Annotated in this window: 11 protein-coding genes and 1 pseudogene; 4 read left to right on the plus strand and 8 right to left on the minus strand. The window is 43.3% G+C overall.

Going from position 1 to position 13187, the window contains the following annotated elements:
* Window positions 1-6: 6 nt before the first annotated feature.
* The 3 genes from QP775_RS01565 to QP775_RS01575 all read right to left on the minus strand — a co-directional run bounded on the left by QP775_RS01565 (window position 7) and on the right by QP775_RS01575 (window position 2397).
* On the minus strand, window positions 7-603 hold the full coding sequence (locus tag QP775_RS01565; protein WP_285103020.1) for a TetR/AcrR family transcriptional regulator: 597 nt from the start codon (window positions 601-603) through the stop codon (window positions 7-9).
* A 468-nt stretch (window positions 604-1071) separates the two neighbouring features.
* On the minus strand, window positions 1072-1740 hold the full coding sequence (locus QP775_RS01570) for a DNA alkylation repair protein (protein WP_285103022.1): 669 nt from the start codon (window positions 1738-1740) through the stop codon (window positions 1072-1074).
* 228 nt (window positions 1741-1968) lie between these two features.
* Window positions 1969-2397, minus strand: a complete 429-nt coding sequence (locus QP775_RS01575; RefSeq protein ID WP_285103024.1) for a VOC family protein — start codon at window positions 2395-2397, stop codon at window positions 1969-1971.
* 263 nt (window positions 2398-2660) lie between these two features.
* Here QP775_RS01575 and QP775_RS01580 point away from each other — a divergent pair, with 263 nt between their 5' ends.
* Window positions 2661-4649 carry an AraC family transcriptional regulator gene (locus tag QP775_RS01580; RefSeq protein ID WP_285103026.1) on the plus strand — a complete coding sequence of 663 codons (1989 nt, stop codon included), beginning with the start codon at window positions 2661-2663 and terminating at the stop codon, window positions 4647-4649.
* A 217-nt stretch (window positions 4650-4866) separates the two neighbouring features.
* Here the strand turns inward: QP775_RS01580 and QP775_RS01585 are convergent, their stop codons facing one another.
* Entirely contained in the window at window positions 4867-5883 is a 1017-nt protein-coding gene (locus QP775_RS01585) for a PocR ligand-binding domain-containing protein (RefSeq protein ID WP_239327274.1), read from the minus strand.
* A gap of 196 nt (window positions 5884-6079) precedes the next feature.
* Between QP775_RS01585 and QP775_RS01590 the strand changes: the two genes are divergently transcribed.
* A complete protein-coding gene (locus QP775_RS01590) occupies window positions 6080-7207 on the plus strand; it encodes a glycerol dehydrogenase (RefSeq protein ID WP_239327275.1) in 1128 nt (375 codons plus the stop codon).
* Window positions 7208-7212: 5 nt separating this feature from the next.
* Window positions 7213-8967: a dihydroxyacetone kinase subunit DhaK gene (gene dhaK, locus QP775_RS01595; RefSeq protein WP_285103030.1), complete on the plus strand. Its 1755-nt coding sequence runs from the start codon at window positions 7213-7215 to the stop codon at window positions 8965-8967.
* A gap of 676 nt (window positions 8968-9643) precedes the next feature.
* Here the strand turns inward: dhaK and QP775_RS01600 are convergent.
* From QP775_RS01600 to QP775_RS01615, 4 genes and pseudogenes are all read right to left on the minus strand, one after another.
* Window positions 9644-10174 carry a hypothetical protein gene (locus tag QP775_RS01600; protein WP_285103032.1) on the minus strand — a complete coding sequence of 177 codons (531 nt, stop codon included), beginning with the start codon at window positions 10172-10174 and terminating at the stop codon, window positions 9644-9646.
* A 281-nt stretch (window positions 10175-10455) separates the two neighbouring features.
* Window positions 10456-10704 (minus strand): annotated as a pseudogene (locus tag QP775_RS01605) (IS4 family transposase); the annotation flags it as partial.
* Window positions 10705-10795: 91 nt separating this feature from the next.
* Window positions 10796-11617, minus strand: coding sequence for a GNAT family N-acetyltransferase (locus tag QP775_RS01610; protein WP_285103033.1), 822 nt, complete (start codon window positions 11615-11617; stop codon window positions 10796-10798).
* Window positions 11618-11784: 167 nt separating this feature from the next.
* Window positions 11785-12666, minus strand: a complete 882-nt coding sequence (locus tag QP775_RS01615; RefSeq protein WP_285103035.1) for a hypothetical protein — start codon at window positions 12664-12666, stop codon at window positions 11785-11787.
* Between the two features lie 205 nt (window positions 12667-12871).
* Here QP775_RS01615 and QP775_RS01620 point away from each other — a divergent pair, with 205 nt between their 5' ends.
* On the plus strand, window positions 12872-13183 hold the full coding sequence (locus tag QP775_RS01620; protein ID WP_285103037.1) for a hypothetical protein: 312 nt from the start codon (window positions 12872-12874) through the stop codon (window positions 13181-13183).
* Window positions 13184-13187: the final 4 nt, after the last annotated feature.

The raw sequence follows: 13187 nt of genomic DNA on the forward strand, positions 1-13187 counted from the left end.
CTGCATCTAGTGATTGTGGTTGTGAAAATAGCGTTCAAACAACAAATCAATCTGCTGCTCAGTTGGCCCCATGTTGACGCCAGCCCCGCCTTCAAGAATAGGCCTCATTAGAGCCGGCAGGAAAATCGCGCCGAACACTTGCATGAGCATTGTCATTAGCTGATCAGGCTGTTGTTCATCCGTCATTTCAGATAATACATGTTGCACCTTGTGAAAGCCGGTAGCCTGTAGAAACTCGCCATATTCAACCTGTGAGGTAAACATCTTGGTGCCCATGGCAATCGTACGCGCCACAAGTTCCGGATACTGTTGAATAACTTGTACATAATGGAGCAGAAACGACTTGAGTCGCTGCCCTGGAGTCAAAGTCAAGTCGTCCAGTAACACAAAAGACTCTTGAAACCCCGATAATAAATGCTTGATTACTTCATTAATAAGCTTGTCCTTAGAGCCAAAGTAATAATTAACAAGTGAAATGTTGGTATCGGATCTTGCCGCGATCTTGCGGATCGTGATGCTTTCGAAGCCGTCCTCTTTGATCATGTCGAGGGCAGCAGCTAAGATTTTAGCTTTTGTATCGTTGTTAGTGTCTGACTGGACCATAGGATACCTCCTTTTTGTGTATTAAACAATGTTTAAAACGTTGTTTAAATTGAGTTTAGCACTCTTTTTTTAACCCTGCAATAGGAGATTTGTTGTGTCTGTAGAAAATAAAGTATTAGACAGACCCTTGAAATTGAAGAAGCGAAAGCCATGGACAAGAAAATAAAGTCCTAGACTGTCGCTTTTTCATTGAACTAACGTTATCCAATTGTTGAACATCACATTAGTCTTTTGAATAGTAGTATTGTACCGCGCTGCTTGAAAGTGTTCTTCTTAAAGATAAGCGTCCCTACAGATCAAATAAAATTGTGAGCTAATCATTTACATCTTCCTTGCATTTTTCACTAGGTAGCTGCCATAACATGTTGTTTTCTTTATTTTTCTGCCCAAGCCTATTACAATTTCATAATTAAGGCTTTTAGTTCCTGTATTTTTTACATTAATCCTTAATAAATTTTTCAAAGGTGACTAATTATGATGTCGTTTGTTGACTTCAATCGTAATGAACTCCGGTAAATAGCTGGGGGTACATCCTTTTGTTACTATTTCATCTTTGTAAAGTCCCGTTTTCTCTCCAAGTTTAATACAACGTGCACGATTCTTTTCATCATAAACGCCTATCCAGCCTGCGGTGAAATTCATCGCCCATTGTACTTCCGGTTCTTCCTGCGTAATATTGGCTTCTAATGTAGATAGTAAGTCTGCGGTGTTATTAGGCGGTGCTTGTCCAGTCCATCTCAATCGCGCTTGATAATACCAGAAAGCTCGCCTATGAAGAGCAAAAGGGCTATTTTCCCATGACTCCATCAATGCAATTGTCTTCTTGTCTTTGGTGAGCTGATTAGCCATTAACCAATCCATTAAGTTATTTCGCTCATCAAAAGTATGAGTCTGCATATCCTTATCAAGCCTATTTAGCACTTCTAGTGAAAGAAGTTTTTTATCCATAATTAAGATTGCTAAAAGTCTAGGCAAAAACTCTTCGGTTGACCAAAGTTCCATAGCTAGTTCGTGATCTTTTTTAATGTCCTTTGCGATTTTTCGTAAGTCGCCTAGCTTCGTTTTACTATTGATCTGAGGTAGAATGTTTTCTGCCTTTGAAGAACGTTTTATTTCTGTACCTTTATTTTCATTCATTTTATACAACTCCTTTATTAAACCACTGTGTCATAGTATGCCCTCAGATTCGACTGTTCCGAACGAAATTCCTCCTTAATAACAGTATTCTCGTATAATGGGGTTACCCTCATCGCACTTTTAACTGTGTAATCCGCCAAGCAAATACAGCCAAATAAAAAAGATACGAAATCATCTCTGACGAGATCATCCGTATCCTTGTGATTAGCTCTTTTTAGCTCAATTGTATTACCCGCATTCCTCTTCGTTCATACAGTTAAACTGCCATTCAATACCATATTTATCGACCAAGCTGCCGTAGCTTTTACTCCAAAACGTTTCTTGCAGCTCCATGCGTACAGAACCGCCTTCTTTTAATTTGTTGAAGTACGATTTAAGTTGGTCTTCTTCAGGAGAAACAAGTGCAAGACTTATATTGTTTCCTTCAACAAAGGGCATGTCAGGGAATACATCGGAAAACATGACGTTGCTTCCACTGATGGAGAGTCTTGTATGCATGATGAGAGGCTTTGCTGCTTCTGGTAGCGGATATTCTGGATTAGGAGGTGCTTCACCAAAGGTCATGAATTGCGGTTGCTCCGTCTCAAATACATCTGCATAGAATGTTACGGCTTCTCGACAGTTTCCATTAAAATTAATATACACATCTACTGACATCTACATCGCTCCTTTGTTGGTTGCTTTCATTCTGGTAATGAAAGCATGTCCACCTGATATTATGTCATCATACCTGATTAAGTATACTACAAATCATTACGATATAGGGAAGGGTACGGCGTTGAAATATAAAATTTTAAGTATCTGCACACGTGATATTTGTTTTCGTCATTGATAATGAGAACGATTATCATTTATAATGATATGATGGCGCGGTTCTTGCTACACAGCGTCAATGCTAGCTAAGGAGTTGAATCGAAACGATGCGAATAAGCGATCAACTCGTTTTATGGAATCATGCATCCATTACGATATTGGATATTCGTTGTATATCGATGAACATAAACGAGGGGCTTCATTCCTATCGGCTGCCCGCCAGCGGATTCTTGTATGCGGTGCGAGGAAGCGCTGAGTTAGAATTGGATGGGATCAAACATCATGTGAATCGATTTCATATCATGCACGGGGGAAAGGGTTGTCGTGTTGATATTTATCCGATAGGAGAGTCCTTTGACTACTATATTATTTATTATAAGGCGTTAATTCCGCTGCCGATGCGGAATGACATCGCTGTATTAATGGATCGTAACAATCCCTTTCAACTGCAATATGGATTTGCGCCACAATATCCCGCCTCACTACTCAGCAAGGTGCAGGAGATGCATCAGGCTTGGGAAGATCAAGGCTCACTTGAGCGATTTCATGTCAAATCGTTATTTTATCAATTTGTATACGAACTGGTTTGGCAGCTTCAAAATAACCAGATTCCTACGATTAAAGCAGATGTAGTCGCGCAAGCTTGCCACTATTTGCAGCAGCACTATGCAGAGACTATTACACTAGAACTGCTGGCAGAGCTGTTGGATTGCAGCCCGCGACATTTATCCAGGCTGTTTAAGCGTGATGTTGGCACAAGTCCAATTGATTATGTGATTCAGATTCGGATGAATAAAGCAAAAGAACTGCTGCTAATGACGGATGCTAACCTACAAGAGATTGCAGAAAGCGTTGGTTATCCCGAGAGTTATTATTTTGCTAAGATGTTTAAAAAATATGTTGGAACTGCACCAATACGCTATCGCTCGGAACAGAGAGGAAAAACAAGAAGGCCTCATATGACATCGGGTATGTCGCGATATGGTATTGTTGAAAAAAGAGTCTTCCCTTATATTGATGTTAATAATCATTCTCAATTAAAAGGAGAGACAAACGTACTTATGTATTCAAGCGGCAAATCATCTATAGCTATTATGTTGTTGTTGTGCTTGACGTTGTTGCTAAGTGCCTGTTCTACAGGAACAACAGGCGGGGCTGCAAACGGCGGTACACAGAATCAAACCAATCAAGCTCCTTCGACAGCCAGCACGGGCCAAGAAGGAAGCAGCAGTACAAGCAGCAAGCAAGCGGTGGGGACGCAGGCAAAGACCAAGATCGTATCTACTGTCAAAGGTGATGTGGAAATACCCGTCAATCCCAAACGAGTTGTAGTCCTGTATTTGCTTGGTGATGTGCTGGCCTTAGGTATAGAACCTGTAGGGATTTCGGATGTCTATGAAGGGGCTGCGTTCGAAAGCAAATTAGCAGGTATTCAGAAGTTGGGCGAATGGTTTAAACCGAGCCCAGAAGCAGTACTTGCACTTGATCCAGATCTAATTATTGTGCCTTCGGAAGAGACCTATGCAACGTTGAATCAGATTGCACCGACCGTCTATATTCCATACGAAGAGATGAAGCTTGATGACCGTCTGAAGCAGCTTGGCGAGGTACTGGGCAAAGGGGAAGAGTTTCAGGAGCTGCTGAATAATTTCTATGCCAAGGTAGAACAAAGCAAAGAGAAATTAAAGCAAGCTGGCATCTATGATAAGACCGTGTCCATTATGGAAGGCGGCAAGGGTAATATGGGTGTGATCTCGGCAAAGAATTATGGACGTGGTTCGCAAGTGATCTATGAATATTTGGGAATGAAAGCGCCGAGTGTGCTGCAGTCCAAGATAGAATCAGAGCGAAAAGAAGGAACATTAGAAACCGTTTCGTTTGAAGTATTACATAAATACGCTGGTGATTATATATTCCGTTCCGCATACGATGGCATGGTGGATCTATCCGAGAATAAGATCTGGAATAGCATCCCTGCCGTTAAAGAAGGGCGATTAATCGACATTAGCTTTGGCTTGTCCTACTACAATGATATTTATTCGCTGGATAAACAGCTTGATTTTATCGTGGATAGTTTATTAGCTACAGTAAAGTAAAATGTATATTAGGAGAGGCATCTGACCATTAGTCGGGTGCCTCTCCTTTCTGTTCCCCGAGATGCTGGCAGCGAAATAGCCATCTAGGGCGTATCTTGCTGGACCACGCTGCATCGATACGTAAACCAGTACAAGCCGTCTCTCAGGTCCATGGGCCTGAGAGGCGGCTTGTCTTCGAATGTGCTCTTAACCTAACGATCTGTACATGCAGACATTGCTAACGCTTATAAACTTGACGATACCGCGAAGGGGTTATGCGCTCGAACCTTTTAAAAGTTTTAATAAAATAGCTAGGTTCGCTGAATCCCAATTCATTGCTAATTTGAGAAATGGGCAAATCTGTCGACTCCAATATATGTTTGGCCCACTCCATCTTTAACCTCGGCATAAACACCGAAAAATTTTCGCCGGTCTCTTTCGTAAACATGCGGCTGAAATAACTAGCGCTGACATGGCAAAGTGCTGCCATATCTGTCAACTTTACGTTCTCATTTTTGTGCGTATACATATAATCAAACGCCGGCTGCAGCATCACGTTGGTGGACTTCTTCTTATTTAGTGACATTTGGCCAATCTGACTATCAATCAAGGTGTGCTCCAACTCATTTTTGATCGTTACCATACTGCGGTACGAATGTCCAGCAAGTGCATCAGCTGCAGGCGAGTCGTTTACTAACGTATGACGGTACATCTCAATGGTTGAATTTTTCAGAACAGCTTCTTCTACAATGTAATTGCAAAGATGGTACAGCATCTCCGAAATTGTGTTCACTTCTTCATAGGTCAGTACGGGAAGCGAGCTGTATTCTTGTTCCAGACTGAGGAATTTGTGATGAGAATCGGCATTGGATGGTCTGGTTACGATTTGTTCTAATTCCGTAGGATTGTTCTGCAATTTTACTTGCCCTGCCATAATGGCACCCATGTATTGATTGTTGACAATAATCGGGATCGCGATATCAACGATACTAAAATGACAAAGGTAAATATAAGGCTTATTTAAGCGTACAGCCTCTAAGCCGCCTCTGGCATCACACTTTTGGCAGTACTGTGATAGCGTCTCATCTTTACGGACCGCTTGACAGAAGCTTTGACAATGACTATGCCCTGTGACAGGCACACCTTTATAATCGGTTGTAATGATCGCCATTTTGGTAACCAACGACAGCGAATCTTGCAGCTTTTGCCACTTTTCCATATCTATGATATTATCCAGATGAAAATGAGAACTCATGGTGGTTTGCTCCTTTGTTACGCGTTGTGCCATTATAACATAATAATCGGATCAGAGGACAAGATAGTACCATTTTGGCTGAAGAGGATAAAATAATACGATGGAATAACGCTTTATTTTGCAGGAATAGTCCAATGATCTTCTCATGTATCGTCTCTATAATGGAGATACAAGAATACAGAGGAGGATGACGCATATGAGAAAAGCGTTTATAAGTCCAGCCAAATATGTACAAGGTGAAAATGAACTATTTAACCTAGGGTATTTTATTAAGACGTTTGGTGATTCAGCCTTGCTGATTGCGCATGCTGACGATGTACAACGTGTAAAGCAGAAGCTTGAACATACAATGAAGACCTATAATGTTACTATAGTTGAGAGCGGTTTCAATGGGGAGTGCTCACGCCAAGAAGTTAAGCGTTTGCAGCAGCTTGCAATTGAGCATAACTGTTCCTGTACGATTGGTTTAGGTGGAGGGAAAGCGATTGATACGGCAAAATGTGTGGCTGCAGGCGAGGCGTTGATTATCGTACCTACGATTGCGGCGACAGATGCACCGACAAGTCACTCTGCCGTTCTGTACTCTCCAGAAGGTGAATTTGACGACTATGCTTATTTCAAACAAAGTCCAAGCGTCGTTATGATCGATACGACTGTCATTGCAAATGCGCCAACACGCTTTTTGGTTGCGGGTATGGGGGATGCGTTGTCCACGTACTTTGAGGCCCGAGCAACGGCTAATTCTTATTCGAACGTAAATGCCGGGCTGCCGTGTGGTTCGAGCACAGGAGTAGGTCCTGCGAAGGGGACAAAGGCAGCTTTTGCCCTTGCTAAGCTGTGTTATGAGACGCTGCTGGAAGATGGTGCTAAGGCGAAAATAGCCTGTGATGCCAACCTAGTTACACCGGCGCTTGAAAATATTATCGAGACCAATATTCTCTTGTCTGGTCTAGGATTTGAGAGCGGCGGTCTGGCTGCTGCGCATGCGATTCACAATGGTTTAACATCGCTTGAAGGCACCCATTCTTATTATCATGGAGAGAAAGTGGCCTTTACGACATTGGTGCAATTGGTGCTCGAAAATGCGAGCTCAGCCGAGATCAATCAAGTGCTGCAGTTCTGTCTCAGCGTTGGTTTGCCGATCTGTCTGGCAGATATCGGCGTAACGAGTGTGACGGACGATGAACTGCGGGATGTAGCCCGCAAAGCTTGCATACCGGAAGAATCGATTCATTCCATGCCATTCCCGGTTAATGAAGAGCAAGTAGTGGCTGCGATTCGGGTAGCGGATCAGTTGGGACAGCAATTTAAACAAAAAGGGTGAGTACTTTGAAAAAGATCATCAATCAGCCGGAAACACTTGTGCGGGAAATGTGTAGTGGACTTGTGCTTGCACACCCTGAACTGGAGTTTAATAGTAAATATAAAATTGTTCAAAAAAAAGAAATCAATCGTAATAAAGTAACGCTAATTAGCGGTGGAGGCAGTGGGCACGAGCCAGCGCACGCCGGATTTGTTGGAGCAGGGATGCTGGATGTAGCAGTTTGCGGCGATGTATTTGCTTCTCCATCCCAGATTCAGGTGTATCAAGCGATCAAAGCATCTGCCAGCAAACAAGGCACCTTGCTGATCATCAAAAATTACAGCGGCGACATTATGAACTTCAAAAATGCGGCCCATCTTGCAGGTGAAGATGGAATCGTTGTGGATTATGTCAAAGTAGATGATGACATCGCAGTCGAAGACAGCTTGTATACAGTGGGTCGTAGAGGTGTCGCAGGAACCGTACTCGTGCATAAAATTGCCGGTGCGGCAGCTGAAGAGGGTAAATCTTTGGCTGATGTGAAGCAGATTGCCCAGAAGGCTATTGATCATACACGCAGTATCGGATTTGCACTGACTTCGTGTACCGTTCCTGCTAAAGGGACGCCAACATTTGAACTAAACGACAATGAGATCGAATACGGTGTTGGAATTCATGGCGAGCCAGGCATTCGCAGAGAACAAAATGTATCCGCGGATGAATTGGCAAAGAAGATGGTGACCGATCTGTTCCGTGATATGAACATTGGCGACAGCTCTGAGATCGCGGTGCTGGTTAACGGTTTTGGCGGATCACCGCTGCAAGAATTGTATTTGCTGGCTAACGCGGTTGTTAGGGAGATAAACAATCACCAAGTAAGCATTGTAAAAGTGTTTGTTGGTAACTACATGACGAGTATCGATATGGCGGGCGCATCAGTGTCGATTATTCGGCTGGATGAACAGCTGAAACACTATTTGGGAGCTAGCTGTAATACGCCAGCGATTCAAATAGCGGGGCCGTTCAGCCCGCCTCGTGTAGAAGAAGTATATACGGTCACAGTAGAGAAGGAAAACGTATCTTATCGTTGTGAAACGGATCAGAAGTATGCCAAGACGGAGCAGGATACGTTCACGCTGCACAATCTTATCTACCTGACAGACAAGATGAGTGAGATTATTATCGAAAATGAAGTTCCATTCTGTGAATTGGATTCGCACGCAGGCGACGGCGACTTCGGCATGAGTGTCGCTAAAGGATTTAAGCAGCTGAAGCGAGAATGGCATGAGCTGACAGAACATCACGCAGGAAGCATCGGCGACTTCCTGAATGCTTGCTCGCTGATTATTATGGAGCATTGCGGGGGAGCATCAGGCCCGATTTGGGGCTCTGCATTCCGAGCTGCAAGTAAATATGCTGGCGACAAGAACGTCTTGTCCGTTGCTGAATTTGCACACATGATGGCTGCCGTGGTGAAGGGAATTCAAGATACAGGGGAACGTTCATTTGGACGTGGAGCTGTAGTGGGAGATAAGACGTTGATAGATGCTTTGGCTCCATTTGCAGAGGCATGGGAGCGCAGCGCAGTTGACGGCGACAATCTCAAGACTGCAGCGGTAAAAGCTGCAGAAGCAGCCGTACAAGGCGCAAAACATACAGAGTCGATCGTAGCCCGGATGGGCAGAGCTGGGACAGTGGGTGAACGTAGTCTGGGATATCCAGATGCGGGAGCATATGCCTTGGGTGTAATCTTCACGAAGCTTGCGCAAGTGATCGAATAGGTCATTGAGGACGCCAGCAAAGTGATAAATACATTTGTTTGGATCCAATTGATATAAATGATGAAACCGGAGCGTAAGCCTTACAATGGTCATACCACTGTCAAGTAGACAGAATTAAAAAGTCGTCGTCAAGCAGCAACCGTTTCCCGGTATTCAACCGGCGAACGGTTGCTTCATTTTTTTCTGAAGTCGTCTTTGTTATAGGATGAAATATAAGATTGTACCTGCCGCTTTTAAGTCCATCTCAACAGATGTCCTTTTTACATTGTCTCCATAAGAGGGTAATGCCAATGAGCTGACTTTTCGAGGGTACAAACTGCCCATAATTTTTATGTAACTCACTTGGATCAAACCGAGTAGATTTTCCATCCTTAAAGCTTATGTAATTCGACCGAATAAAATCGGTTACGATTCCGTTTCAGCCGTTCAACGATACCGCTGTTTCCCCGGTTAGGAGAGGTCTACAACAAATAAGACCTCATCCTCAGCCTCGGGAATCGATGATGCATGATCAGCCGCTTCCTCGCTGCACAAATGGTATTATTGGAGCCATCTGCAGCAACCAACCAGTATATGCTGGGACCATGTAATTTTTTTCGGTTGGCCTAATCTTGGAGTGTTCCAATCGACGCTCGCTCATGGCATGCGGTAATTTGCTACAATAAGCGTTGGTATATTATTTTTTTCGATTATTTCGATTGACGCTACGAGATCCACTGCCTTGACCATGTTGAGGCCACCACTGCCCATCCTGACCGCCGCCTTGACCATGTTGAGGCCACCACTGCCCCCCCTGACCGCTGCCTTGACCATGTTGAGGCCACCACTGCCCCCCCTGACCGCTGCCTTGACCATGTTGAGGCCACCACTGCCCCCCCTGACCGCTACCTTGACCATGTTGAGGCCAATGCGATCCACCGCCATGACCACCGCCATGACTACCGCTTTGTCCTGCACTAGAAGGCATGCTCGGATAAGGTCCTTGAGCCTGGCTAATTTGAGTAACATCAATAAAAGACTGTGTCCCATTAGGATACAGCACTATCATTGATTTATTAGCGGGATCTACGCTTTTGACGAAAGCAACGATCTGTTGACCATTAACAGTAAATATCCCCCATAAATTAACAAAATTACTAACTTCATTAGTGGTCGCGAAATGTGGTTGTAACGGTCTCATCGAACGATGAGAAGGATGTTTGGACAAGTAAGATCTCTCCTTAAGATTGAGTTTTTTTACATCATATGTGCATACGTACTCGTTGGAATGGGCATTGTTCCTCTAAGATATTTTTCCAATGGTCATACCCCATCGCTATCAAGCTAAGTTTATACAAAGTAAATTTTACGCGAGATAGTTTCTTTTATCTAAAGGGCGAGTGTAGGAGATTGAACATGCACAGTAACACCTTCGATAGCTCTTGGGTGTTTTTCGATAGCTCTTGGGTGTTTATTGAATAGTTTGGAATAGAAGAGGAGAATACTTCATTGAAGGGAGTTCATTAACGTCTCCATATCTATCTGCATATACTCTGTACCATTTGTAATTCTTCCATTTTGAATATAATCAGGGTTAGGATTATTTTGATAAACACATGTATTTGACTTGATAAGAGAGAGATAGTAGGCTTCTTTATCTTGTATATATTGAAGGATTTATATATGAAAATAACCTAAATCTAGGATACATATATTATTCGCTGTCACAGTTGGTGCAGACAGAGAGCCGTAAGTGCGGAGCTCTTATCAGCAATGGGGGCGAATGGGGATAATACCAATATCGCTTCGGTTTTTTAGTATAGGACGAGTATTCGAGATCAAATAAGGTTTACAGTGGATGCGTATAGTAATCCTGTGTATGTACCGCTTGGAAGCCAACGGATTGATATAATCCTAAAGCGTGGTCGTTTTGCGTTTGGACTTCCAAGTGAATCGAATAACCAGCTGCAGCTTGCTCCTTTATAACTCGGCGTAGCACTTTTCTACCAATACCTTTGCCTTGGTGCTCAGGTAATATGGAAAAGCCATAAATCCAAGCTTGTCCATCTTCTTGACTGATGCGTATTTTTCCTACTGTCTTTTCATCTACAACAATCATAAATATTTCACTATCTAAACAGCTATTAACATGACTCTCCATCGTCAAGGCATCTACTTCATCCAGTCCAAAAGCCGTAACCGACAAGTGCACACGCAAATCAAAGTCACTCGGCAGTGCTGGCCGCAGCATAATCCCTTCTACTTCTTCCACACGTCTTATCTGCCATACCATTTGATGTTCTGATAATGCATATTCAGCTCCACTTTTTTGTAAAAATGCTTTGGCAGAATCCGAGCCAGCAGGTGCGTTTAAGAGCATTTTGTTATAACCTAGGTGCCTGGCAGCGGCTACTCCTTGCATGAGTAAATGACGGAAATATCCCTTGCGTCGTTCATCTGGCTTAACCATGCCGCATACTTCAACGGTGGAGCCAAAAGGATATAAAGCTAAAAAGGCTACAAGCTTGTTACTCTCATAGTGAAGAAAATCCATTTGATTATTTCCACGGTCTCTGAGCATCTCCCAATTTAGTTTCAGCTCCACCTGATCAAAAGCTTCGCACTCTTTTTGCAGTAGTTTAATATCTTGTAATTGTTGGGTCGTTAGCATCGTATTCTCCTTTATGATTAAATATTAATAAATGGAAATGAGTTCATTTTATAAATAAGAGAATTCGATAAAATCTAGTTATTATCCTCTCCTTGTCATCATAAATAGACACAGCCTTGAACAAGATGTTCGCAGCTGTGCCTTTATGTTGACGTTATTTATTATATTTAGTAGCGATGAAGTATCATTTGTGTCTTAAGTTCGTCAATGGGAAGGAACCAGCCTTGTTGCATCAGTTCTTGTTGGAGTTGGCTTCTTAATGTCGAGGCTTCAGCATGCGTGTCTGTCTTGAAGGAAGCTTCCACCACGTAGTCATATCCGACGCCGCTTTCTTTGATTATTTTCCATACTTCAATGTACAGCTTGATTCCGTTCCATTTTCCTGTCCATCGCTTGGCATCTACAGGTCCAAATTTGTCTGCGACTGCAAGATGGTTTGTACCCCAGTTGCTTGATGTCCAGTTTTTGAACTTGCCAGGTGCATTACTAATAGTCAACATGCGTGAATCCGCCTTGCTTGGCAGTTCCATGCCGTTGTATCCACTCTTACTCACTTTTTTATCGTTGCTGAAGCTGAGTGTCTGTTTGGAGTATCCCCAATCTACTTGTGCTTCATAGCTATCTTCGTTCGCATCAAAGCCATCTAGAGCAGCTTGGGCGAGTGCACCTTGAATATTACCATTGGTAATCGGATAACGTTTTTTGTAAGTGAGTTCGAACTCCTTATCCTTAGATCCTTCTTTTTTACGAAGCCTTACGTTCCAACCCTGCTCATCAAGCTGAAGCTGATCTGTGTCCATGTATTGCACACTCATTTTTGTCTTGCTGCTGGGCATTGCGAATTTGTTAAGTACGGTGCTGTTCAGGTTGTAATCTGCATTAAGCACGAGACTCGGATCGAGGAACAGCTTCACTTCATAGTTAGGCGTGGCAGGAAGCGGTGAAGCGGTAGTTGCAGAAGTTCCCACGGGGCTAAGGCTCAGGACAAAAAGAGATACGGCAAGAGCAAGCATAAGCAGTGCGGGGCGCTTACGTACTACTTGATTCATTGGGTCATTCCCCTTTCCATAAGGTGGTGTATTGGTGAGGTGTACAGGATGTTGCATGAAGTGGGTGGTCAGCTCCGAGTATGGGGAGACAGAGGAGGTACGACACTATTCTGTCTTGAGAAGCGGTCGGTGCTGAGAGGTATCTCTTTACGTCTAACGTTACCGTATGTATATCAACGGAAGGTCAACGTCATGCAAAGATTTTGTGAATCACTATATTATTAGTCGTGGGGGCTTGTTGATACTTATGCTGCCGGCAAGTGAAAGTCCAGATATCCAAGTCGCGGTCACGGATAGTTCGTTCCGTAATACGGGTCTATTTTTGCAAGAGGGACTGCCTTACTTCTCCGGATTTCCCTCGTTCCCATTCGGATATGCCGCGATAATGGCAGGAGATTGGGTCTTTCATGTAGATCTGAATTCAGCATCGCCTATGGATGTAGTAAAGAAAATGCCAACAAAATCTGTTATGCTGATTCTTGGTACCCGCCTAATACGGAGTATATTGATGCGATAAATCA

It is taken from the genome of Paenibacillus sp. UMB4589-SE434, from assembly GCF_030226685.1.
Taxonomy (GTDB): Bacteria; Bacillota; Bacilli; order Paenibacillales; family Paenibacillaceae; genus Paenibacillus_B.